The 23,417-nt window shown below is 68.6% G+C and carries 22 protein-coding genes; 13 read left to right on the plus strand and 9 right to left on the minus strand.

From position 1 onward, the window contains the following. The first annotated feature begins 124 nt into the window (after positions 1-124). The 5 genes from AB0G32_RS15780 to AB0G32_RS15800 all read left to right on the plus strand — a co-directional run bounded on the left by AB0G32_RS15780 (position 125) and on the right by AB0G32_RS15800 (position 5,584). Complete coding sequence (locus AB0G32_RS15780) at positions 125-1,918, plus strand: ABC transporter substrate-binding protein (RefSeq protein WP_361162838.1); 1,794 nt, start codon at positions 125-127, stop codon at positions 1,916-1,918. A gap of 111 nt (positions 1,919-2,029) precedes the next feature. Next, positions 2,030-3,007, plus strand: coding sequence for an ABC transporter permease (locus AB0G32_RS15785; RefSeq protein WP_361162840.1), 978 nt, complete (start codon positions 2,030-2,032; stop codon positions 3,005-3,007). Positions 3,008-3,029: 22 nt separating this feature from the next. After that, complete coding sequence (locus AB0G32_RS15790) at positions 3,030-4,091, plus strand: ABC transporter ATP-binding protein (protein ID WP_361162842.1); 1,062 nt, start codon at positions 3,030-3,032, stop codon at positions 4,089-4,091. A 16-nt stretch (positions 4,092-4,107) separates the two neighbouring features. Continuing rightward, a complete protein-coding gene (locus tag AB0G32_RS15795; protein WP_361162844.1) occupies positions 4,108-5,238 on the plus strand; it encodes an oligopeptide/dipeptide ABC transporter ATP-binding protein in 1,131 nt (376 codons plus the stop codon). Positions 5,239-5,251: 13 nt separating this feature from the next. Next, positions 5,252-5,584 carry a hypothetical protein gene (locus tag AB0G32_RS15800; protein ID WP_361162846.1) on the plus strand — a complete coding sequence of 111 codons (333 nt, stop codon included), beginning with the start codon at positions 5,252-5,254 and terminating at the stop codon, positions 5,582-5,584. A 192-nt stretch (positions 5,585-5,776) separates the two neighbouring features. Here AB0G32_RS15800 and AB0G32_RS15805 read toward each other — a convergent pair whose 3' ends face one another. The 5 genes from AB0G32_RS15805 to AB0G32_RS15825 form a co-directional block, all read right to left on the minus strand. After that, the gene (locus AB0G32_RS15805) at positions 5,777-6,820 is read right to left on the minus strand and encodes a dipeptide ABC transporter ATP-binding protein (protein WP_361162848.1); all 1,044 of its coding nucleotides are present in this window, start codon (positions 6,818-6,820) and stop codon (positions 5,777-5,779) included. Positions 6,821-6,845: 25 nt separating this feature from the next. After that, the gene (locus tag AB0G32_RS15810; protein ID WP_361162850.1) at positions 6,846-7,892 is read right to left on the minus strand and encodes an ABC transporter ATP-binding protein; all 1,047 of its coding nucleotides are present in this window, start codon (positions 7,890-7,892) and stop codon (positions 6,846-6,848) included. A 46-nt stretch (positions 7,893-7,938) separates the two neighbouring features. Beyond that, positions 7,939-8,919: an ABC transporter permease gene (locus AB0G32_RS15815; protein WP_361162852.1), complete on the minus strand. Its 981-nt coding sequence runs from the start codon at positions 8,917-8,919 to the stop codon at positions 7,939-7,941. Between the two features lie 121 nt (positions 8,920-9,040). Next, positions 9,041-10,801 carry an ABC transporter substrate-binding protein gene (locus tag AB0G32_RS15820; protein ID WP_361162854.1) on the minus strand — a complete coding sequence of 587 codons (1,761 nt, stop codon included), beginning with the start codon at positions 10,799-10,801 and terminating at the stop codon, positions 9,041-9,043. A 111-nt stretch (positions 10,802-10,912) separates the two neighbouring features. Next, entirely contained in the window at positions 10,913-11,941 is a 1,029-nt protein-coding gene (locus tag AB0G32_RS15825) for an ABC transporter permease (RefSeq protein WP_361162856.1), read from the minus strand. A gap of 479 nt (positions 11,942-12,420) precedes the next feature. Between AB0G32_RS15825 and AB0G32_RS15830 the strand changes: the two genes are divergently transcribed. The 5 genes from AB0G32_RS15830 to AB0G32_RS15850 are packed head-to-tail and all read left to right on the plus strand — an operon-like array spanning position 12,421 to position 17,963. Continuing rightward, positions 12,421-14,049: an ABC transporter substrate-binding protein gene (locus tag AB0G32_RS15830; RefSeq protein WP_361162858.1), complete on the plus strand. Its 1,629-nt coding sequence runs from the start codon at positions 12,421-12,423 to the stop codon at positions 14,047-14,049. Between the two features lie 6 nt (positions 14,050-14,055). Next, positions 14,056-14,979 carry an ABC transporter permease gene (locus tag AB0G32_RS15835; RefSeq protein WP_361162860.1) on the plus strand — a complete coding sequence of 308 codons (924 nt, stop codon included), beginning with the start codon at positions 14,056-14,058 and terminating at the stop codon, positions 14,977-14,979. Further along, positions 14,972-15,955: an ABC transporter permease gene (locus AB0G32_RS15840; RefSeq protein ID WP_361162862.1), complete on the plus strand. Its 984-nt coding sequence runs from the start codon at positions 14,972-14,974 to the stop codon at positions 15,953-15,955. The genes AB0G32_RS15835 and AB0G32_RS15840 overlap by 8 nt, the downstream gene beginning before the upstream one ends. A 9-nt stretch (positions 15,956-15,964) precedes the next feature. Next, positions 15,965-16,939, plus strand: a complete 975-nt coding sequence (locus AB0G32_RS15845) for an ABC transporter ATP-binding protein (protein ID WP_361162864.1) — start codon at positions 15,965-15,967, stop codon at positions 16,937-16,939. Further along, complete coding sequence (locus AB0G32_RS15850; protein WP_361162866.1) at positions 16,932-17,963, plus strand: dipeptide ABC transporter ATP-binding protein; 1,032 nt, start codon at positions 16,932-16,934, stop codon at positions 17,961-17,963. The genes AB0G32_RS15845 and AB0G32_RS15850 overlap by 8 nt, the downstream gene beginning before the upstream one ends. 145 nt (positions 17,964-18,108) lie before the next feature. On the opposite strand, the gene AB0G32_RS15855 is transcribed toward AB0G32_RS15850, so the two are convergent. After that, positions 18,109-20,241 (minus strand): prolyl oligopeptidase family serine peptidase, encoded by a 2,133-nt coding sequence (locus tag AB0G32_RS15855; protein WP_361162868.1) that lies wholly within the window; start codon positions 20,239-20,241, stop codon positions 18,109-18,111. A 200-nt stretch (positions 20,242-20,441) separates the two neighbouring features. Between AB0G32_RS15855 and AB0G32_RS15860 the strand changes: the two genes are divergently transcribed. After that, entirely contained in the window at positions 20,442-20,636 is a 195-nt protein-coding gene (locus AB0G32_RS15860) for a hypothetical protein (RefSeq protein WP_189415312.1), read from the plus strand. Between the two features lie 12 nt (positions 20,637-20,648). On the opposite strand, the gene AB0G32_RS15865 is transcribed toward AB0G32_RS15860, so the two are convergent. Genes AB0G32_RS15865 through AB0G32_RS15875 form a run of 3 tightly spaced genes read right to left on the minus strand, consistent with a single transcriptional unit; the run spans position 20,649 to position 21,897 of the window. Further along, entirely contained in the window at positions 20,649-20,855 is a 207-nt protein-coding gene (locus AB0G32_RS15865; RefSeq protein WP_361162870.1) for a DUF397 domain-containing protein, read from the minus strand. After that, complete coding sequence (locus AB0G32_RS15870; RefSeq protein WP_361162872.1) at positions 20,852-21,055, minus strand: DUF397 domain-containing protein; 204 nt, start codon at positions 21,053-21,055, stop codon at positions 20,852-20,854. The genes AB0G32_RS15865 and AB0G32_RS15870 overlap by 4 nt, the downstream gene beginning before the upstream one ends. Next, positions 21,052-21,897: a helix-turn-helix transcriptional regulator gene (locus AB0G32_RS15875; protein ID WP_361162874.1), complete on the minus strand. Its 846-nt coding sequence runs from the start codon at positions 21,895-21,897 to the stop codon at positions 21,052-21,054. The genes AB0G32_RS15870 and AB0G32_RS15875 overlap by 4 nt, the downstream gene beginning before the upstream one ends. A 110-nt stretch (positions 21,898-22,007) precedes the next feature. Here AB0G32_RS15875 and mshB point away from each other — a divergent pair, with 110 nt between their 5' ends. Continuing rightward, positions 22,008-22,874, plus strand: a complete 867-nt coding sequence (gene mshB / locus AB0G32_RS15880) for an N-acetyl-1-D-myo-inositol-2-amino-2-deoxy-alpha-D-glucopyranoside deacetylase (RefSeq protein WP_361162876.1) — start codon at positions 22,008-22,010, stop codon at positions 22,872-22,874. Beyond that, positions 22,871-23,290 carry a DUF6113 family protein gene (locus AB0G32_RS15885; RefSeq protein ID WP_361162877.1) on the plus strand — a complete coding sequence of 140 codons (420 nt, stop codon included), beginning with the start codon at positions 22,871-22,873 and terminating at the stop codon, positions 23,288-23,290. Before mshB ends, AB0G32_RS15885 begins: the two co-directional genes overlap by 4 nt. The last annotated feature ends 127 nt before the right edge of the window (positions 23,291-23,417 follow it).

Consider the following 23,417-nt stretch of genomic DNA (forward strand, 5'->3'; position numbering starts at 1 on the left):
GGTCCATGGCCGAGGGGTCCATGGGTGGGGGGACTGCCGCCCTTTCGCCGGCTCGCCGGCCGCGTCAGGCAGTGCACAGCAGTGGTCAGTGGATTACCAAACCGACAGGCAGGTGCATCACCACATGAACACGCTCAACTCTCGCAGCGCGCGAGCCGCGTTGGTCGCGCTGGCGGCCGGATCACTGGTCCTCACGGGATGCTCGGAGAACAAGGGCGGCGACTCCGGCAAGGACTCCAAGGAGGACCAGAAGGAGGCCGCGGTCCAGTCCAAGCCGGTCACCTACGGGGACGCCGCCGCCTCCACCGGCCCGGCCGAGGAGGTGACCGGCGCCAAGAGCGGCGGCACCATCCAGGTCTACCAGGAGCAGGGCCTGACCCACCTGGACCCGGGCCAGATCTACGTCTCCGACGCCGGCCAGGTCGCCAACCTGCTCTTTCGCGGCCTGACCAACTTCGAGGAGGACGGCAAGGGCAACGTCTCGGTCGTCGGCGACCTCGCCACCGACTCCGGGAAGTCCTCCGACGGCGGCAAGACCTGGACGTTCACGCTGAAGGACGGCGTCAAGGACCAGAACGGCAACCCGATCACGTCCGCCGACATACGCCACACTGTCGAACGCCAGTACGCGAAGTTCATCTTCGACGGCCCGACCTACCTGCAGACCTGGCTGAGCGGCGCCGACTACCGCAAGGCGCTGCCCGACGGCGGCTACGGGAGCAAGCACCTGCCGGCCTCGGTGCTCGACACCCCGGACGACAAGACGATCGTCTTCCACTTCGACACCGCCCGGCCCGACCTGCCGCAGACCCTGGCCATGCCGGGCTACACCGTGGTGCCGGAGGAGACCGACACCAAGGAGAAGTACGACAAGGCGCCCGTCTCCACCGGCCCGTACAAGATCGCGGAGTACAAGGTCGGCAAGTCGCTCAAGCTGGTCAAGAACGAGAACTGGGACCCGAAGACCGACTCCGTGCGCCACCAGTACGTCGACGGCTACGGCTTCGACTTCGGCGTCACCGAGTCCACCCAGACCAAGCGGCTCATCGCCGACCAGGGCGACTCCAAGAACGCCATCCAGCTCACCGGCGCCGTGGAGTCCACCCAGGTCCAGGACGTGGTCGGCGACCCGGCCGTCAACAAGCGCACCATCAAGGGCTACCAGCCCTACGTCATGGTGCTCAGCTTCAACCTGGACCGGATCAAGAACAAGAAGGTCCGCGACGCCATCACCTACGCGGTCAACTCCAAGTCGCTGATCGCCGGCGAGGGCGGCGCGTACGGCGGCGATGTCGCGCCCAACCTGTTCGCGCCGACGCTGCCGGGCTACGAGGCGGACTACGACCCGTACGGCCGGCTCAAGATGCCGTCCGGGAACATCGAGAAGGCCAAGGAACTCCTCAAGGACGTCCCCGCCGCCGAGAAGAAGATCGTGCACGCCTACCGCAACAGCGAGGCCGGCCAGAAGCACAAGGTCGCCATCGAGGACGCGCTGAGCAAGATCGGCATCGAGGTCGTCTCCAAGGAGGTCGACGCGGCCAGCTTCTACGAGCAGGTCGGCAAGCTCGACAACCCGTACGACGTCTACATCACCGGCTGGGGCCAGGACTGGCCGTCGCCGGGCACCGTCGTCACGCCCATCTACGACGGCGACCAGGTCGCCGACGGCGCGCCGAACTACTCGCACGTCGACGACCCGAAGGTCCAGGAACTGATCAACAAGGCGCTCACCCAGGAGCCCACCGAGGCGGCGGCGACCTGGAAGGAAGCGCACCACTACATCCTGGAGAAGATCAACCCGTCGGCCCCGCTGTGGTACACGAAGCAGTTCCAGCTCTACGGCTCGAACATCGGCGGCGCCCGTTACAGCACGGAGTCCAGCTACATCGACGTCAACCGGCTGTTCCTGAAGTCCTGACGCGGGCGGTCGACCCGCGGGGTGCGCCGCGCGCCAGGCGCGGCGCACCCCCCGGGGTCCCGTGACACCTCCCGACCCCCTCCGCCTTCCGCAGAGAGCAGCCCTGTCGCCATGCTTCAGTTCATCATCCGGCGTACGGTCGGAGCCGCCGTCACCCTGTTCCTGATCGGCGCCGCCACCTTCTTCCTCTTCGTCGCCGCGCCGTCCGACTACGCGTCCCTGGCCTGTGGCAAGGACTGCTCGGCCAGTCGGCTGGAGGACATCCGTGCGGCGCTCGGCCTCAACCTGCCGCTGGCGCAGCAGTTCTGGGACTTCATGTCCGGCATCGTGGTGGGCCGCGACTTCCCGGCCGGCCACTGCGAGGCGCCCTGCCTCGGCCAGTCGTTCTACTCGGGCGACATGGTGTGGAGCACCATCATGGACCGCTTCCCGCTGACCCTGTCGCTGACCGTCGGCGCCATGGTCGTATTCCTGGTGATCGGGGTCGGGGCGGGCATGCTCGCCGCCTTCCGCCGCGGGTCCCCCGTCGACAAGGTGGCCACCGGCACCTCCATGGTGCTCAGCTCGTTCCAGATCTACTTCCTCGGCCCGATCGCGCTGACCGTCTTCGTCTACAGCACCGGCTGGATGGAGGACCCCAAGTACGTGCCCATCACCGAGGACCCGGTCGGCTGGCTGATCGGCCTGTCCATCCCGATGTTCGTGATGGCCACCATCTTCACCGCCCAGTACACCCGGATGGCCCGTTCCTCGCTGATCGAGCAGCTCGCCGAGGACCATGTCCGCACCGCCCGCGCCAAGGGCATGTCCCAGCGGTACGTCTTCTTCCGCTACGCCTGGCGCGGCTCCCTCATCCCCATCGTCACCATCCTCGGCATCGACCTCTCCAGCCTGCTCGGCGGCGCGGTCGTCACCGAGCTGACCTTCTCGCTGCAGGGCATCGGACGCCTGGCGGTGGACGGCGCGGTACACAAGGACCTGCCGCTGACCATGGGCGTGATGCTGGTCGGCGCCTTCGTGATCCTGATCCTCAACATCCTCACCGACATCGTGTACGCCTGGATCGACCCGCGCGTCCGGCTCTCCTAGGACGCAGGAAGAGGCAACAACCGTGACCACAGTGACCAAGACCGCCAACGCGCCGGTCCCGGCCGGGCCCGAGGGGTTCCTCTCGGTCCGCGATCTGAGCGTGCGGTTCGCCACCGAGGACGGTGTCGTCAAGGCGGTGGACGGCCTCTCCTTCGACGTGGAGCGCGGCCGGACGCTGGGCATCGTCGGCGAGTCCGGCTCCGGCAAGTCGGTGACCAACCTGACCATCCTGGGCCTGCACAACCCGCGCACCACCACCATCGACGGCGAGATCGTCTTCGACGGCAAGGAACTCGTCACCGCCACCGAGCGGGAACTGGAGAAGCTGCGCGGCAACCGGATCGCGATGATCTTCCAGGACCCGCTGACCGCGCTGTCCCCGTACTACACGGTGGGCCGGCAGATCGCCGAGCCGTTCATGAAGCACACCGGCGCCTCCAAGAAGGCCGGCTGGGACCGGGCCGTGGAGATGCTCGGCAAGGTCGGCATCCCCAATCCGGCGCAGCGCGCCAAGGACTATCCGCACCAGTTCTCCGGCGGCATGCGCCAGCGCGCGATGATCGCGATGGCCCTGGTCTGCGACCCCGACCTGCTGATCGCCGACGAGCCGACCACCGCCCTCGACGTCACCGTCCAGGCGCAGATCCTCGACCTGCTGAAAGACCTCCAGCAGGAGTTCGGCTCGGCGATCGTCTTCATCACCCACGACCTCGGGGTGATCGCCGACATGGCCGACGACATCATGGTGATGTACGCGGGCAGCGCGGTCGAGCGCGGCTCGGTGGCCGAGGTGCTGCACGCCCCCCGCCACCCGTACACCTGGGGCCTGCTGAACTCCATGCCCCGGCTGGACTCCGACCTCAGCGCCGCCCTGGAGCCGATCCCGGGCACCCCGCCCTCCCTGCTCAACCCGCCCACCGGCTGCCGGTTCCATCCCCGCTGCACCTTCCAGGACCGGGTGGGCGGCAGCCGCTGCGTCACCGAGCGGCCGCCGCTCGGCGCGGACCGCTCCTCGGCGTGCCATCTGACGGCGGAGCAGAAGCGGACCATCTTCGCCGAAGAGATCAAGCCCCGACTGGGCTGAAAAGGGAGTCAGAGCAATGAAGGAAGATCTCGTCCTCCCCGCGCCGCGCGAGGCGGTGGCCGGCACGCCCCCGGAGCCCCTGCTGGTTACGGAGGGACTGACCAAGCACTTCCCGGTCATGGGCGGGTTCCCGATCCGGCGGACGGTCGGCCAGGTACAGGCCGTCGACGGCATCGACCTGACCGTGGGGGTCGGCGAGAGCTTCGGCCTGGTGGGGGAGTCCGGCTGCGGCAAGTCGACCACCGGCCGGCTGATCACCCGCCTCCTGGAGCCGACGGCCGGCAAGATCCTGTACAAGGGCCAGGACATCTCGCACGCCGGGCGCAAGAAGCTGGCCCCGGTCCGGTCCGAGATCCAGATGATCTTCCAGGACCCGTACTCCTCGCTGAACCCCCGGCAGACGGTCGGCAAGATCATCTCCGGTCCGATGGAGATCAACGGCATCAGCCCGGCGGGCGGCCGCGAGGCACGCGTCCGTGAGCTGCTGGAGATCGTCGGCCTCAACCCCGAGCACTACAACCGCTTCCCGCACGAGTTCTCCGGCGGCCAGCGCCAGCGCATCGGGGTGGCCCGCGCCCTGGCCCTGGAGCCGAAGCTGATCGTCGCCGACGAGCCGGTCTCGGCACTGGACGTGTCGATCCAGGCCCAGGTGGTCAACCTGCTCCAGAAGGTGCAGCGGGAACTGGGCATCGCCTTCGTCTTCATCGCCCACGACCTGGCCGTCGTCCGGCACTTCTCCCAGCGCGTCGCGGTCATGTACCTCGGCAAGATCATCGAGGTCGGCGACCGGGACTCCATCTACACCCGCCCCCGCCACCCCTACACCCACGCCCTGCTCTCCGCCGTCCCCGAGGTCACCCTGGCCGAGGGGGCCGGCAAGCAGCGCGAGCGCATCCGGCTGGCCGGCGACGTGCCGTCCCCGATCTCACCGCCGTCCGGCTGCCGCTTCCGCACCCGCTGCTGGAAGGCCCAGGACAAGTGCGCCGCCGAGGTCCCCCCGCTGGTCCGTCTCGACGGCAACCGCGAGGGCCACCTGACGGCCTGCCACTTCCCGGAGGCCCCGACGATCACGGCCCGCGAGGAGGACATCGTGCTGGATCCGGCGCTGGTGGCGCTGGAGGAGGGGACGGAGGGGGCGGAGAGCTGAAAGGGTGGGGCGCGTGACTGAGAAGAACGCCACCACGCCCGAGGCCGGCATCAGCGTCCCGGCCGAGGTGTACGACCGGCTGGCCGGGGCGGCGGCCGGTGCGGGGCTGTCGCTGCGGGCGTACCTCGGCCGGCTCGCCCAGTCGCTGCCCACGCCGGCCCCACGGGCCGAGCCGGCGGAGCGAACTCGCGCCGTACGCCACGAGTGGAACGGCTACGACCCGAGCGAGGAAGAGCAGGCGGAGCTGGACGTCGAACTCGACCGACGGCTGGCCCGGGCGGGCACCCGTGACCTCCTCGCGGCCGGCCCCGCCCCGGCTTCGGCGGCATCCGGGCCGCCCGGCTGATTCACCGTGCTCACACGATGCCGGACCGGGATCAGTACGCGCCCGTGTGCGCCCCGGTCCGGCCGGTACGACGAAGAGGGCCCGCGCTGGGAGGCGCGGGCCCTCGTCCCCTGGAGCGGACATATCCGGGCTCGGGTCAATGGGCCATGAAAGTCCGTTCCGCAAGGCGCGGCTGACGGAAAAGGGGTGTTGTCAGGCCGCTGCCTCGGGGTTCTTGGAGAGCCGGCCGGCGGACACCGTCTCGGCCGTCTCCGGGTAGTGGCACGCGGTGAGGTGGCCGGGCCTGTTGCCCTCGACCTGCACCAGCGGCGGCGCCTCGGCCGCGCACTTGTCGGTCGCCTTCCAGCACCGGGTGCGGAACCGGCAGCCGGACGGCGGGTTGATCGGGGACGGCACGTCACCCACGAGCCGGATGCGCTCACGGGGCGTGTCCTCCACCGTGGCCTCGGGCACGGCGGAGAGCAGGGCCCGCGTATAGGGGTGGCGCGGGTTGCCGTACAGGTCGTCGCGGTCGGCGATCTCCACGATCTTACCGAGGTACATGACCGCGACGCGCTGTGAGAAGTGCCGCACGATCGCCAGGTCGTGGGCGATGAAGACGAAGGCGATGCCCAGTTCCCGCTGCACCTTCTGGAGCAGGTTGACCACCTGGGCCTGGATCGACACGTCCAGTGCCGAGACCGGCTCGTCGGCGACGATCAGCTTCGGCTCCAGGGCCAGGGCGCGGGCCACCCCGATGCGCTGGCGCTGGCCGCCGGAGAACTCGTGCGGGAAGCGGTTGTAGTGCTCGGGGTTGAGGCCGACGATCTCCAGCAGCTCACGGACGCGGGCCTCGCGGCCGCCGGGCGGGTTGATGCCGTTGATCTCCATCGGCCCGGAGATGATCTTGCCGACCGTCTGCCGCGGGTTGAGGGACGCGTACGGGTCCTGGAAGATCATCTGGATCTCGGACCGGACCGGCGCGAGCTGCCGGCGGCCGGCGTGGGTGATGTCCTGGCCCCGGTAGGTCACGGTGCCGCCGGTCGGCTCCAGGAGGCGGGTGATCAGCCGGCCGGTGGTCGACTTGCCGCAGCCGGACTCGCCGACCAGGCCCAGGCTCTCGCCCTCGCCGACCTGGAAGTCCAGCCCGTCCACGGCCCGTACGGCACCGACCGTGCGCGGGATCGGGAAGCCGCCCTTGATCGGGAAGTGCTTGGTCAGACCGCTGACGTCCAGGAGCGGAGTTGCGTTGCTCATGATGGTAAGTCCCGTCTCGTGTCCGTCAGTTGTGCCGGGCGGCCGTGGCACCGGCGTAGTCGGCGAAGAGTTCCGAGCGCTGCTCGCTGGTGAGGTGACAGGCCGAGCCGCGGCCGTCCACCACCTCGAGCAGCGGCCGCTCCGAGGAGCACCGCCCGCCCGGCACCTTCTCCACGAAGGGGCAGCGCGGGTGGAAGCGGCAGCCGGAGGGCGGGTTGAGCAGCGACGGCGGCGAACCGGGGATCGGGGACAGCGGCACGTCGACCGGCCCGTCCAGGCTCGGCATGGAACCCATCAGACCCAGCGTGTACGGGTGCTGCGGGTCGCGCAGCACCTCCTCCTTGGTGCCCCGCTCCACGCACCGGCCGCCGTACATCACCAGCACGTCGTCCGCGATGTCGGCGATGACACCGAGGTCGTGGGTGATGAAGATGATGGCGGTGCCGAACTCCTGCTGGAGGTCCTTGAGCAGGTCCATGATCTGCGCCTGCACCGTCACGTCCAGGGCGGTGGTCGGCTCGTCGGCGATCAGCAGCTCCGGGTCGCAGACCAGCGCCATGGCGATCATCGCGCGCTGGCGCATACCGCCGGAGAACTGGTGCGGATAGTCGTCCACCCGCATGTCCGGCTGCGGGATGCCCACCCGCCGCAGCATCTCGATCGCCCGGTTCCAGGCCTCCAGCTTGGAGGCACCGGTGTGCTTGCGGTACGTCTCGGCGATCTGCCGGCCGACGGTGTGGTACGGCGACAGGGAGGCGAGGGCGTCCTGGAAGATCATGGACATCTTGTTGCCGCGGAGGCGCTCCAGCGTCTGCTCCGGAGCGCCGTTCAGCTCCTCGCCGTCCAGGACGATGGAGCCCTCGACCGTGGTGTGGTCGGGGTGGTGCAGGCCCAGGATGGTCAGGTTGGTGACCGACTTGCCGGAGCCCGACTCGCCCACGATGCCCAGCGTCCTGCCGCGTGCGAGGTCGAAGGAGAGACCGTCGACGGCCTTGACGGTGCCGTCCTCGGTCGAGAAGTGCACCTTCAGGTCCTTGAGGGACAGGAAGGGCTGCTGGTCGGTGCTCGTCACGGGGACGCTCCAGATGATGCGGGGGGTAGGGGACTACGGGCGGAGGTCAGGCGAGCCGGATCCGCGGGTCGATCAGGGCGTAGCAGGCGTCCACGACGATGTTGGCGATGATCACGAAGGACGCGGTGATCACCATCACGCCGAGCAGCATCGGCAGGTCGTTGGTGCTCACGGACTTCACGGCGAGCATGCCGAGGCCCTGGATGCTGAAGGTCTTCTCGGTGATCATGGCGCCACCGAGCAGGACACCCAGGTCAATGCCGAAGATGGTGACAATCGGTCCCATCGCGCCACGCCAGGCGAAGCGGAAGAAGACGGTACGGCGGGAGAGGCCCTTGGCCCGGGCCGTGCGGACGAAGTCCTCGTTGAGCGTCTCGACCATCTGAGAGCGCGTCATACGGGTGTAGTTCGCGGTGAAGATCAGGGCGAGCACCAGCCAGGGGAGCAGCAGTCCGCTGAACCAGGCGGCCGGGTTGTCGGAGAGCTTTGTGTACGACGGCTGGTCCATGACGTGCCACTGGTACACGAGGAAGTACATGGCCAGCGTGCCGACGAAGTAGATCTGCATCGACGAGGCGACCAGCGAGGCGCCGGAGGCGAGCTTGTCGAGGGCCTTGCCCTGCTTCACGGCGGCGAGCATGCCCGCACCGACACCGATGATGAGGAAGACGACGGCCGCGCCGATGGAGAGCGAGAAGGTCGTCGGGAACCGGTCGAGGACCGTGGAGAGGACCGGCTCGCGGTTGACGAACGAGTAACCGAGGCAGGGGGCGTCGCAATTGCCGAAGCCAGGGTAGTCGCGGCCCACGAAGATGCCGGCCAGCCAGTGCCAGTACTGCTCCGGCAGGGGATCCGAGATCCCCAGGTTGTGCCGGATCACCTCAAGCGTCTCCGGCGTGCAGACCTTGCCGCAGGCTATCCGGGCCGGGTCGCGGGGCACCGCGTAGAAAAGTATGAAGGTGACCGCGCTGATGATCAATATGGTGATCACCGCGCCGATGAACCGGCGGACGAGGAAGCGAAGCATGGGGGATTGGCTTTCCTGGGAGGGCCGTCGTGCGGATCGGGCCGGACCGGGGCGACCGGGGCCCCGAGGACGAGAGCCGAGGGTGGGGGCGGCGCGACCGCCCCCACCGCTCAGTGACGGATCAGCTCTTGACGTACAGCTTGTAGAGCATGCAGCCGTCGAAGTTCGGGTCCATTTTGACGTTGCCGAGCTTCGAGCCGTGCAGGTACGTGCGCTTCATGTACACGTCGGGAACGAAAGCGCCGGTCTCGGTGACCTGCTTGTCCAGGGCAGCCCACATCTTGTTGGCCTTGTCCTGGTCGGTCTCCAGGGTCGCGGCCTTGATGGCGGCGTCGACCTTGGGGTCCTTCAGGTGCGAGTAGTTGGTGCCCTGCTCCCGGATCTGGCTGCTCTCGAACAGCGGCTGGAACACCGAGTAACCGGTGGGCCAGTCGGAGGACCAGCCGCCCCAGTAGATGTCGTACGGGTTGTCCAGCGCGCCGATCTGGTCGTACCAGGTCGTGGAGTCGACACCCTTGGTGACGACCTCGAAGCCGGCTTCCTTCAGGGCGTTCTCAATGACGACCTTGATCTTCGCCTGCGTCTCGTCCTGCTGGTAGGCGTAGACGACCTTGGTGCCGAGCTTGCCGGCCTTCTTCAGGACCTTCTTCGCAGCCGCGGGGTCACCCGCCGGGTTCTTCAGCTTGCCCCAGACGTCCTGGGACTCGTAACCGGCCACGAGCGGACTCATGACGCCGGTCGCGTAGTCACCGCGGTGCGTGCCGCCCCACAGCTGCCGGACCTGGGAGGTTGGCCAGGCGCGGATGATGGCCTCGCGGACGGCCAGGTCGGTGACCCGGGTGGTGTTGATCCAGAAAAGGCTGGTACCGGAGGACAGGTCCTCGAAGACGCGGTCCTTGGCCTCGGCGGTGGCCTTGGCGATGCGCTCCACGGGAATGGTCCGCCAGGAGACGGCGTACTGGTCGTTGCCCGAGTCGGCGAGCAGCCGGTCGGCCGCGGTCAGCTGCTCGATGCCGAAGCTGAAGTCGAACTGGTCCGGGTAGGCGTTGCGGATCGGGTCGGTGTCCGCGTCCCAGTGCTCGTTGCGGACCAGCACCATCGACTTGTCGGTGCTGTGCGACTTGATCATGTACGGGCCGTTGGAGTACGGCTTCTTGTCGTAGTTCTGCTTGGTGTCGTGCTTGACCGGGGTCGGCGCGTAGGACTGCATCGCTACGACGTAGTTGAAGTCCGGGCGCGCCTCGGAGAGGTGGAAGGTGATCGTCTTGCCGCTGGTCTCGATCGACTTCAGGTGCTTGCCGCTGTAGGGACCGGAGTACGACTTGCGGTAGTCCTGGCTTCCGGTCAGCCAGGTCTGCGCGTAGGAGGCGCCCTCGGTGACGAAGCTGGCGAAGCCGCGCTCGAAGCCGTGGCGGACGTCGTCGACGGTGACGTCGGAGCCGTCCTCCCACTTGACGTTGTCCTTCAGAGTGAAGGACCAGGTCTTGCCCTCGTCCTCCATCGTTCCGGTGTCGGTGGCGAGGTCGCCGACCAGGGTCAGGGCGCCGTCGTCGGCCACCTTGTAACCGGTCAGGGTGCGGGAGAGGACGATCGCCGCCAGCGAGTTCCAGGCGTAGTAGATCCGCTGCGGGTCGAGGTGCGAGAAGTCGTCGTCGTTCAGCAGGTAGACCGTGCCGCCCTTCTTGGCGCCGGAGACCTCCGGAGCCGGACCCTTGGAGTCCTCGGCGGTGCCAATCGTGACGGTCGTCGCGTTGGCCTTGGCGGCTTCCTGCTTGCCACCGCCGCTGCTGCTGGTGTCACCGCTGCTGCACGCGGTGAGCACGGAGCCCGCCGCAGCCGCGACGCCGGTGGCTATCAGGAAGTTTCTGCGCGAAAAGGACATCGCATCCTGCCTTGAGGAGTGGGTTGATGAGAGAGGATCCGGCACCCGGCGTCTTTGCCGTGGTCCTGAAGGCCGTGGTCCTGAACGTTCGTGGTCCTGGTAGGGCCGGGGTCAGCGCTTGGTCTTCGGGTCGAGCGCGTCGCGTACCGAGTCGCCGAGCAGGTTGAACGCCAGAACGAAGATCACCATCGCCACACCCGGGAAGAGCAGGAAGGTGATGTCGTCCTGGTAAAACTTCGCGGCGTAGCTGATCATGAGGCCCCAGTCGGGGGTCGGGTCCTGGAGGCCGACGCCGAGGAAGGAGAGACCCGCTTCCGTGGTGACCATCATCGGCAGGTTGAGAGTCGCCTGGATGAGGATCGGCGTCCACAGGTTCGGGAGCAGCTCCTTGAAGATGATGCGTGTCGGGGAAGCACCGGTGACCTTGGCCGCCTCGACGAACTCCCGCTCGCGCAGGGCGAGCACCTGGCCGCGCAGCAGCCGGGCGATGGACGCCCAGCCGAAGAGGGTCAGCAGGCCGATGAGGCACGTGACCGTCAGCCAGATCGGCGTGTTCTCCTCAGGGGATACGAACAGGGCGATCACCACAGGCGTGAAGGCTACGAAGAACAGCTGGGACGGGAAGGCCAGCAGCAGGTCGATGACCCGGCCGATGAACCAGTCCGTCTTGCCGCCCATGTAGCCGGCGGTCACGCCCACCACCACGCCGATGATCACTACGAGGATGGTGATGCCGATGGAGATCAGCAGCGAGTTGCGGATCGCGTAGAGCAGGAAGCTGAAGACGTCACGGCCGAGCTGGGGGTCGATACCGAACCAGAAGTCGCCGCTTATGCCGCCGTTGGCACCCACGGGGAACCCGTTGTCGCCCAGCAGCCCCGGTGTGTTCAGTCCGTAGGTGGTGTAAGGGTCCTTGCCGTACAACTTGGTGATCAGCGGCGCGGCCAGCGCGACCACGAAGAAGAAGATCACGATGCAGGCGGAGACAATGCCCGTACGGTCGCGCTTGAACCGGCGCCAGGCAAGCTGCCCGGGAGAGCGACTCTCATTGCCCTTGGAGGTGGCGGGCGTGGGCGACGCGGGGGCCGTCTCGTCGGTCACCTCGAGCGGGGCAGCCGCTGATGGAGTTGGGGGGGTCATGGTGCTCCTGGCCCAAGGGAGGGTCTGATGACTCCGCAGGGCACTCCCCTACGGGCTACGCCGGACTTTTTCAACGCAATTCGTTCAAGGTCAATAAAATCTGGGTCAGCTTGGGTTTCTCTTTACTTTCTTTACCTCGACTTTGCCGATCCGTAGCTACGCGTGTAGCGCGTTGTGATCTATCTGTGCCTTATAACGAACTAATCCGGCAATTCAGGCAAGGCGTTCGTTATGCGGACGCCTGGGTGTCGAAATGTGAACATCACGGGGTCGCATTCCAACGGTTCCGCATCGGATGGTGAAGATCTGTTGCGCGGCCGTTCAAGATCCTTCGTGCGGGGTGACAAGGGATCGTTTGGGCCTCTCGTTCGGCCCGTTCGTCCGGCTGGCGGGTTCCTCCAAAGGGCCCCATCCGTGTGCGGCGTGCACTTTTTGGCGTGATATTGGCCGTTAAGTGATCGGCGGACGAGGAGGCACCCATGCGCAGAGCGACGCACGCCACACGGGCCGCGTGCGCGGCGGCGGCGGCAGCCCTCGCGGCGACCGCCTGCGGCGGCGGTGGCGGGGGCGGCGGGGGCGACGCGGTGCTCAGTTCCTCCTGGGGCGACCCGCAGAACCCGCTGGAGCCGGCCAACACCAACGAGGTGCAGGGCGGCAAGGTGCTGGACATGATCTTCCGGGGCCTGAAGCGCTACGACCCGGACAGCGGCGAGGCGCAGGACATGCTCGCCGAGAAGATCGACACCTCCGACTCGCAGAACTTCACCGTCACCGTCAAGGACGGCTGGACCTTCAGCAACGGCGAGAAGGTCACCGCCAAGTCCTTCGTCGATGCCTGGAACTATGGGGCGAGCCTCAAGAACAACCAGCGCAACGCCTACTTCTTCAGCTACATCGAGGGCTACGACAAGGCGCACCCGGAGGACGGCGGCAAGCAGAGCGCCGACACCCTCTCCGGACTGAAGGTCACCGGCGACCGCACCTTCACCGTCGCGCTCAACCAGAAGTTCTCCACCTTCCCCGACACCCTCGGCTACCCCGCCTACGCCCCGCTGCCCAGCGCCTTCTTCGACGACCACGCCGGTTGGCTGAAGAAGCCGGTCGGCAACGGCCCGTACCAGGTCGACAACTACACCCGGGGCTCCCAGATGTCCCTGCGCAAGTGGGACGCCTACCCCGGCGACGACAAGGCCGCCAACGGCGGCGTCGACCTCAAGGTCTACACCGACAACAACACCGCCTACACCGACCTCATGGCCGGCAACCTCGACCTGGTCGACGACGTCCCGGCCGCCCAGCTGAAGAACGTCAAGAACGACCTCGGTGACCGGTACATCAACACCCCGGCCGGCATCATCCAGACCCTGGCCTTCCCGTACTACGACGACAACTGGAACAAGAGCGGCTCGGAGAAGGTCCGCAAGGGCCTGTCCATGGCGATCGACCGCGACCAGATCACCAAGACGATCTTCCAGAACACCCGCACCCCGGCCACCGACTGGACCTCACCCGTGCTCGGCGCGGACGGCGGTTACAAGGAGGGCCTGTGCGGGGAGGCGTGCGAGTACCGGCCCGACGAAGCCAAGAAGCTGATCCAGGACGGCGGCGGGCTGCCCGGCGGCCAGGTCAAGATCACGTACAACTCGGACACCGGCTCCCACAAGCAGTGGGTCGACGCGGTCTGCAACTCCATCAACAACGCCCTCGGCAACGACAAGGCGTGCGTCGGCAACCCGGTCGGCACCTTCGCCGACTTCCGCAACCAGATCACCGGGAAGAAGATGAGCGGCCCCTTCCGGGCGGGCTGGCAGATGGACTACCCGCTCATCCAGAACTTCCTCCAGCCGCTCTACTACACCAACGCCTCCTCCAACGACGGCAAGTGGTCCAACGACGAGTTCGACGGCCTGATCGACAAGGCCAACGGCGAGACCGACACCGCCACGGCCATCAAGGACTTCCAGCAGGCCGAGGGAGTCGTCCGGGACAACATGGCGGCCATCCCGCTCTGGTACCAGAACGGCAGCGCCGGCTACTCCGACCGGCTCTCCGGCGTGAAACTCAATCCGTTCAGCGTCCCGGTGTACAACGAGATCAAGGTGAGCTGATCCGCCGTGGGCCGCTATGTGATCCGACGGCTGCTCCAGATGATCCCGGTCTTCATCGGGGCCACCCTGCTGATCTTCCTGATGGTCAACGTCATGGGCGACCCGATCGCCGGGCTGTGCGGCGACCGGGAGTGCGACCCGGCGACCGCCGCCCAGCTCAGGCGGGAGTTCGGCCTCGACAAGCCGGTCTGGCAGCAGTACGCGACCTACATGGGCAACGTCTTCACCGGCGACTTCGGCACCGCCTTCAACGGCCAGCCGGTCACCGAGCTGATGGGCACCGCCTTCCCGGTCACCATCCGGCTGACGATCATCGCGGTGGTCTTCGAGGTCGTCATCGGCATCACCCTCGGTGTCGTCACCGGCCTGCGGCGCGGCCGCCCCGTCGACACGGCGGTGCTGCTGCTCACCCTGATCGTCATCTCCGTCCCCACCTTCGTCACCGGCCTGCTGCTCCAGCTCCTGCTGGGCGTGAAGTGGGGGTGGATCGCGCCGTCCGTCTCCTCCGAGGCCCGGCTCGACGAGCTGATCCTGCCCGGCCTGGTGCTGGCCTCGGTCTCACTCGCGTACGTCACCCGCCTCACCCGTACCTCCATCGCGGAGAACCGGCGCGCCGACTACGTCCGCACCGCGATCGCCAAGGGCCTGCCCCGGCGCCGGGTCATCACCCGGCACCTGCTGCGCAACTCCCTCATCCCGGTCGTCACCTTCATCGGCACCGACGTGGGCGCCCTGATGGGCGGCGCGATCGTCACCGAGCGCATCTTCAACATCCACGGCGTCGGCTACCAGCTCTACCAGGGCATCCTGCGCCAGAACACCCAGACCGTCGTCGGCTTCGTCACCGTGCTGGTCCTCGTCTTCCTCGTCGCCAACCTCCTCGTCGACCTCCTGTACGCCGTACTCGACCCGAGGATCCGTTATGCCTGAGCAGCAGCCCTACGAACCGGAACGCGCCATCGCCGGTACCGGCATGGGCGGGCAGATGGACCTGGGGGCGAGTGAGGCCGTCACCCTGGAGAAGACACCCGGGGGGCCAGAAGGCACCGGACCGCAGGAGAAGCCGCACAGCCTCTGGTCCGACGCCTGGCACGACCTGCGCCGCAACCCGGTCTTCCTGATCTCCGCCCTGGTGATCCTCTTCCTGATCGTCATCTCCATCTGGCCGTCCCTCATCGCCTCCGGCAACCCGCTGCACTGCGACCTCGCCAAGGCCCAGGAAGGCTCCCAGTCCGGCCACCCCTTCGGCTTCAACGGCCAGGGCTGCGACGTCTACACCCGCACCGTCTACGGCGCCCGTACGTCCGTCCTGGTCGGTGTCCTGTCCACGCTCGGGGTCGCCATCCTGGGCAGCGTGCTCGGCGGGCTCGCCGGGTTCTTCGGCGGCTTCTGGGACGCGATCCTGTCCCGGATCACCGACATCTTCTTCGCGATCCCGGTGGTCCTCGGCGGCCTCGTCCTGCTCTCCGTCATCACCAGCAACACCGTCTGGCCGGTCATCGGCTTCATCGTGCTGCTCGGCTGGCCGCAGATCTCCCGGATCGCCCGCGGCTCGGTCATCACCGCCAAGCAGAACGACTACGTCCAGGCCGCCCGCGCCCTCGGCGCGAACAGCTCCCGGCTGCTGCTGCGGCACATCGCGCCCAACGCCGTCGCGCCGGTCATCGTGGTCGCCACCATCGCGCTCGGCACCTACATCTCGCTGGAGGCGACGCTGTCCTTCCTCGGCGTCGGCCTGAAGCCGCCCAGCGTCTCCTGGGGCATCGACATCTCCGCCGCCGCCCCTTACGTCCGCAACGCCCCGCACGCGCTGCTGTGGCCCTCCGGAGCCCTCGCGATCACCGTCCTGGCGTTCATCATGCTCGGCGACGCGGTGCGCGACGCCCTCGACCCGAAGCTGAGGTGAACCGCCGTCATGCTGCTCGAAGTGCGTGACCTGCACGTGGAGTTCCGCACCCGGGAGGGCGTCGCCAAGGCCGTCAACGGCGTCAGCTACGGCGTGGACGCCGGCCGCACCCTCGCCGTGCTCGGCGAGTCCGGCTCCGGCAAGTCCGTCACCGCCCAGACCGTCATGGGCATCCTCGACGTCCCGCCCGGGCGGATCACCGCCGGCGAGGTCCTCTTCGAGGGCCGGGACCTGCTGGAACTGAAGGAGGAGGAACGCCGCAAGGTGCGCGGCGCCGAGATGGCGATGATCTTCCAGGACGCGCTGTCCTCGCTGAACCCGGTACTGACCGTCGGCGACCAGCTCGCCGAGATGTTCACCGTGCACCGGGGGATGTCGCGGAAGGACGCGCGGGCCAAGGCGGTCGAGCTGATGGACCGGGTCCGCATCCCGGCGGCCAGGGAGCGGGTACGGCAGTACCCGCACCAGTTCTCCGGCGGCATGCGCCAGCGCATCATGATCGCGATGGCGATGGCCCTGGAGCCGAAGCTGATCATCGCCGACGAGCCGACCACCGCCCTCGACGTCACCGTCCAGGCCCAGGTGATGGACCTGCTCGCGGACCTCCAGCGCGAGTACAACATGGGCCTCATCCTCATCACCCACGACCTCGGTGTGGTCGCGGACGTCGCCGACGAGATCGCCGTGATGTACGCGGGCCGGATCGTGGAGAGCGCCCCCGTGCACGAGATCTACAAGGCCCCTGCCCACCCCTACACCCGCGGCCTGCTGGAATCCATCCCGCGCCTGGACCACAAGGGCCGGGAGCTGTACGCCATCAAGGGCCTGCCGCCCAGCCTCACCCGCATCCCGCCCGGCTGCGCCTTCCACCCGCGCTGCCCGATGGCCCAGGACGTGTGCCGCACCGACGTACCGCCGCTCTACGAGGTGAGCGGGACCCGGGGCAGCGCCTGCCACTTCTGGCGGGAGTGCCTCGATGCCTGAACCCCTCCTCGAAGTCCGCGCACTGGTCAAGCACTACCCCCTCACCACCGGCATCGTCTTCAAGAAGCAGGTCGGCGCGGTCAAGGCGGTCGACGGCGTCGACTTCCACCTCGACCGCGGCGAGACCCTCGGCATCGTCGGCGAGTCCGGCTGCGGCAAGTCCACGGTCGCCAGACTGCTGGTCAACCTGGAACGCCCGACCGCCGGCGAGATCCGCTACAAGGGCGAGGACATCACCCGCCTGTCCGGCCGCGCCCTGCGCGCGGTGCGCCGCAACATCCAGATGGTCTTCCAGGACCCCTACACCTCCCTCAACCCCCGCATGACGGTCGGCGACATCATCGGAGAGGCGTACGACATCCATCCGGAGGTCGCGCCGAAGGGCGACCGGCGCCGCCGGGTCCAGCACCTGCTGGACGTGGTCGGCCTCAACCCGGAGTACATCAACCGCTACCCGCACCAGTTCTCCGGCGGTCAGCGCCAGCGCATCGGCATCGCCCGGGGCCTGGCCCTGCGCCCGGAGATCATCGTCGCCGACGAACCGGTCTCCGCCCTCGACGTCTCGGTCCAGGCCCAGGTCATCAACCTGATGGGCCGGTTGCAGGACGAGTTCGACCTCTCCTACATCTTCATCGCGCACGACCTGTCGATCGTCCGGCACATCTCCGACCGGGTCGGCGTCATGTACCTGGGCCGCATCGTGGAGACGGGCCGGGACGCCGAGATCTACGAGCATCCCACCCACCCCTACACCCAGGCGCTGCTGTCCGCCGTGCCGGTGCCCGACCCCGAGGCCCGCGAACACCGCGAGCGGATCATCCTGGTCGGCGACGTCCCGTCGCCGACCAACATCCCCTCCGGCTGCCGCTTTCGCACCCGCTGCTTCAAGGCCCGGGAGCGCTGCGCCCTGGAGGTACCGGAGCTGGCGGTTCCGGCGGAGTTCCGGGGGACGGGCGGGCCTGCGGAGCACGACTCGGCGTGTCACTTCGCGGCGGAGAAGCTGGTCGTGCCGCCGGAGTCATAGGCGTACAAACCGTGACGAACTTCGTTAACACACAGGCAACTTCACGGAATCCGTATCGATATACGGACGCGAGAGGCTCTTCAGCGTACGGCCGTGCGGGTGCCGTAAACGGGCCGGGAGCGCCATGTCTCCCGGCCCGTTGCCGTTACCCCAGCCCCAGTGAACGGCGCAGGAAGTCCACCTGGAGCAGCAGCAGGTTCTCCGCCACCGACTCCTGCGGGGTCATGTGGGTGACGCCGGACAGCGGGAGCACCTCGTGCGGGCGGCCTGCCGACAGCAGGGCCGAGGACAGCCGCAGGGAGTGGGCGACCACCACGTTGTCGTCGGCCAGCCCGTGGATGATCATCATCGGGCGGTGCGGCTCGGCCGCGTCGACCAGCCCCGCGTCGTCGATCACGGAGTTGCGCCGGTAGACCTCGGGCTGCTCGTTCGGGTCCCCGAGGTAGCGCTCCTGGTAGTGGGTGTCGTAGAGGCGCAGGTCGGTGACCGGGGCGCCGACCACCGCCGCGTGGAAGACGTCCGGGCGGCGCAGGGCCGCGAGGGCGGCGAGGTAGCCGCCGAAGGACCAGCCGCGGATGGCGACCCGGCCGAGGTCGAGCGGGAAGTCGGCGGCGAGCGCGTGCAGCGTGTCCACCTGGTCCTGGAGGACGACCGCGGCGACGTCGTCCTTGATGGACTTCTCCCAGGCGGGGGAGTGGCCCGGGGTGCCGCGCCCGTCGGCGACGACCACCGCGAACCCCTGGTCCGCGAACCACTGCGACGTGAGGTGGGCGTTGTGCGCGGCGACCACGCGTTGTCCGTGCGGACCACCGTAGGGGTCGAGGAGAACGGGGAGGGGGGTGTCACCGTGGTAGTCCGTTGGCATAAGCACGGCGCACGGGACACGGCGTGCGCCCCCCTGGGTGAGCGTCACGCGCGGGGACAGACCGGGATCTTCGGCGTACGAGGTGACAGTGACCCCGGGCTTCCCGCCCTCCTTGTGGTCGCGGAGGACCTGGGCGCGGCTCCCCGGCCGGTCCAGGGTCGCGGAGACCAGGACGGTCGTGTCCCCGGCGCGCACCGCCGAGTGCACGCCGGGGACGGACGAGACGCGCTCCACGCCCAGTTCGTTCACGCGGTAGACATGCACCTCGCCGGTCTCCGGTTCGGCCGCCTCGGCTCCGGCCGACGCCGAGACCAGCACGTCGTCGGCCGACACGTCCAGTACCGCCCGTACGTGCAACTGCGGTCCGGTCAGCGGGCGTTCCCCCACCGCCAGGACCCGCGCGCCGCCCTCGTCGGCGATCCGCACCAGCTGTCCGGACGGACTCCAGCAGGGCACCCCGGGGAAAAGTTCCAGCCAAGTTCGATCTTCGTCGGCGTGCACCATCCGGGTCGCGCCGGAGGCCGCGTCCACCGCCAGATACACCTGACCACGCTGGTCGCGCGTCTGTACGAGCAGCAGCGGGGCACCCGCCGCTGACCAGTGAACTCGCGCCAGATACGGGTAGCGCCGACGGTCCCAGGCGACCTCCGCGCGGGCGCCGTCGAGGGCGATCACGAACAGCCGGACCTCCGCGTTGGGCGTGCCTGCCGCCGGGTACCGGACGTGTTGTGGATCACGGTCCGGGCGGGCCGGGTCGGAGATCCACCAGCGCTGCACCGGCGTGTCGTCCACGCGCGCCACCAGCAGCCGGTCCGAGTCCGGACCCCACCAGAAACCCCTGGTCCGGCCCATCTCCTCGGCCGCGATGAACTCCGCGAGACCGTAGCCGACGTCCCCCGCCTCGGGCTCCGCCAGCGCCCGGTCGTCGCCGCCCTCGGCACCGGTGACCCGCAGGGCGCCGCGCGCGACGTAGGCGACGTGCCGCCCGTCGGGGGAGGGGCGGGGGTCGATCACCGGCCCGGCGACCGGGAGTTCGCGTGCCGTGCCGGCCCGCAGCTCAGCCGTGAAAAGCCGCCCTGACAAGGCGAAAGAGGCCAACTCGACGGCCGCGTCGGTGGCGTAGCCGACGATGCCCGCCCCGCCCTCGCGGCTGCGTTCGCGGCGGGCGCGTTCCTCGGGCGGAAGGTGTTCCGCCGCGCCGCCGAGGAGGGCGCGCGGGTCGGCCGCGAGGCGCTCCTCGCCGCTCGCGGGGTCGAGCACCCACAGGGCGTTCGCCCGGTCCGGGCCGGCGGCGGAGCGGAGGAACGCGACACGGGAACCGTCGGGCGCCACGGTGAACGAACGCGGCGCGCCGAGGGTGAACCGCTGGGTGCGGGCGTGCCGTTTGGGGAAGGAGTCGGGCTCGGTCGTCATGCCCTGACCATATTGGCCATGCGCCCCCTTGTGCGGCCGTGCGCCACTCGATGCGCGCGTACGGATAGTTATGATCACTAGCGCATAGTGGGTATCAACCTGCTGCCCGCTGTGTGGATTTATCTGCCCCCATGGTTCCGTGCCGACGTCCCGACTGTTCGATCCCCCCATGTCCCTGGGTTCTTTGGAGGTGAGCCGCCGTGGCACTCTCGATTTCGGCGGTGGTGCTGCTGGCGATCATCGTCTTCCTGTTGATCAGGAAGTCCGGACTGAAGGCGGGGCATGCGGTTGTCTGCATGCTCTTGGGTTTCTACCTCGCCTCCTCCACGATCGCTCCCACGATCAGCGAACTGACGTCCAACATCGCCGGCATGATCGGCAGCATCAGCTTCTGACCCACCGGTGGCTCAAGCGCGCAGGGCGGTGACAAACACCGCCCATGCCTGCGGCGCGAGAGCGAGGCGAGGGCCGACGATGTCCCTGTGCTTCGAGTCGCGTACGTGCACCGTGGCGTGGGCTGTGGCTATCTCCACGCAGGAGTCGCCTTCGCTGCTGCTGCTGTAGCTGCTCTTGAACCACGTCGGCTCCTCGGAGCCGGTGGTGGTACGGGTCACGACTGGTCCGGCAGGTCCCGGACGAAGGCTGTCCACGCCTGCGCCGCGAGCGTCAACCGGGGGCCGGTGGTGTACCGGTGCTTGGAGTCGCGTACGTGCACCGTGGCGGGGGTTGTGGCTATCTCGACGCAGGAGTCGCCCTCGCTGCCGCTGCTGTAGCTGCTCTTGAACCACGCCGGCTCGGAGGTGTCGCGGATCATGTGTCCTCCAGCAGTTGCTTGATGAAGGCCGTCGACTCACGTGGCGTGAGTGCCTGGGCCCGGATGATGCCATACCGAAGTTCCAGGATACGAAGCTGTTTTGGGTCGCAGACAGGCCGCCCGTTGGCCACCGGAGCCGAGCGTCCGACGGCCGAGCCGTCCTGGAACTTCATCACCTCGATCCCACCGTCGATGCTCGCGTGCTCCTCTTGTTGCACAGGCATCACCTGCATCTCCACATTCCGGAACTCGGCCGCCCGCAGCAGGTGCCTCAGCTGGCCATGCAGCACTTGCGTCCCGCCGAGGGGGCGCCGAAGCGACCACTCCTCCAGGACGAAGCTGAGTTCGGGGGCAGGATCGCGCTCGAAGATCGCTTTGCGAGCCATGCGCGCCGCGACGAACTGTTCCACCTCTTCCGTCGAGTACGCGGGGCGCCGCATGGACAACAACGCACGCGCGTACTCGGGGGTCTGCAAGAGCCCATGGACGTGCAGCGGATCGTAGAGCTGAAGTTCAACCGCCTTCTCCTCCCGCTTCGCCAGGTCACGGACGTTCTTCGGGTACCGGACCTTGGCCACGTCCTCCTGCATGGCGGCGACCAGCCCGCCCGCGTCCAGGATCTGTTCCGCCTGCTTCAGATAGCCGGGCCGGGGGATCCGCCTGCCGCCCTCGACCTTGTAGACCAGATCCTCCCCGTACCCCATCGCCACCGCGAAGTCGCACGCCCGCATCCCCGCCGCCTCGCGCCGCAGCCTCAGCTGCCGGCCGACCGTCGCGATGACTGCCATGCCCCATTCGTCGTCCGGGTCCACCGCCCAGCTCGCCTCGTCGTCCTCCGACATCCCACACCACCCCCGGTCACCATCCGTGTCGGATCCGTCACGCATCAAGGTAGACGGCGAAGACCGCGCCGCGTGCAAGCCTGTGGAAAACCCCTCGTAGGGTGGAGCCCATGACGGAACAGCCCGCCCGGCGTCTGCTGCTGTTGCACGCGCACCCGGACGACGAGTCGATCAACAACGGCGCCACCATGGCCAAGTACGCGGCCGAGGGCGCCCACGTGACGTTGGTGACCTGCACGCTCGGGGAGCGCGGCGAGGTCATTCCGCCCGAGCTGGCGCACCTGGGCGGCGCCGCCCTCGGGCAGCACCGGCTCGGAGAGCTGACGGCGGCGATGAGCGCCCTCGGCGTGGCCGACTTCCGGCTGCTCGGCGGGCCGGGCCGGTTCGCCGACTCCGGGATGATGGGGCTGCCCGACAACGACGACCCCGGCTGCTTCTGGCAGGCCGACGTCGACGAGGCGGCCGGACTGCTGCTGGACGTGATCCGGGAGGTACGGCCCCAGGTCCTCGTCACGTACGACCCGAACGGCGGCTACGGCCACCCCGACCACATCCAGGCCCACCGCGTCGCCATGCGCGCCGCCGAGCTGGCCGCCGAGGCCGGCTGCGGTGTCGCCAGGGTCTACTGGAACCGCGTGCCGCGACCGGCCGCCGAGGCCGCCTTCGCGCGGCTCGACGCGGCGCTGCCCGGCCTCCCCTTCGACAAGGCCGCCGCCGTCGACGACGTACCGGGCGTCGTCGAGGACGAGCTGATCGGGGTCGAGATCGTCGCCGACGGCACCCCGTACGCCGCCGCCAAGGCCGCCGCCATGCGGGCGCACGCCACCCAGATCGACGTCGCCGAACCGTACTTCGCCCTCTCCAACGAGCTGGCGCAGCCGCTGTTCACCACCGAGTACTACGAACCGGTGAACGCGGCCGCCGCGGCGGGCGTACGTGGGACCGACCTGTTCGCCGGGACCGAGGAGACACCGTGAGCGACCGTGCCGGACAGACCTCGATGCTCGCCCAGCCGCTGCGGCCGCCGTCCCTCGGGCGGTCCGCCCTCTATCTGGCGCTGCTCGTGCTCGGTGCCCTCACCGGGGCGGCCGGGGCACTGGTGCAGCCCGCGTGGTTCCCGGGCGGGCTGCTGCTCGCCCTGGCCGCCGAGGCCGGGCTCTGCGTGGGGGCCGCCCGCGCGGTGGGCGCCCGGGGCGCGGCCGTCGCGCCCGCCCTCGGCTGGGCGGTCGCCGTCATCCTGCTCACCGCGAGCAGACCGGAGGGCGACTTCCTGTTCGCCGCGGGCAGCGGTTCGTATCTCTTCCTGCTCGGGGGCATCGCGGTGGCTGTGATCTGTGCCACCCTCGCTCCTGTACGGCAACCGGACGGCGACGCCGTCCGACTTGGCAAGTGACGTACTACTTCGCCGCCGCGCGCGGTGCGGGTCCGGTGTGGGTTTCCCCCACGGTCACGGGATACACGCGAGAAGCGGCCAGTATGGTGGTGCGCGCCGCCGAGCCGCCCGCTTTGTAGGTGTGACG

The sequence above is a fragment of the Streptomyces sp. NPDC023723 genome (genome assembly GCF_040639815.1).
Taxonomy (GTDB): domain Bacteria; phylum Actinomycetota; class Actinomycetes; order Streptomycetales; family Streptomycetaceae; genus Streptomyces.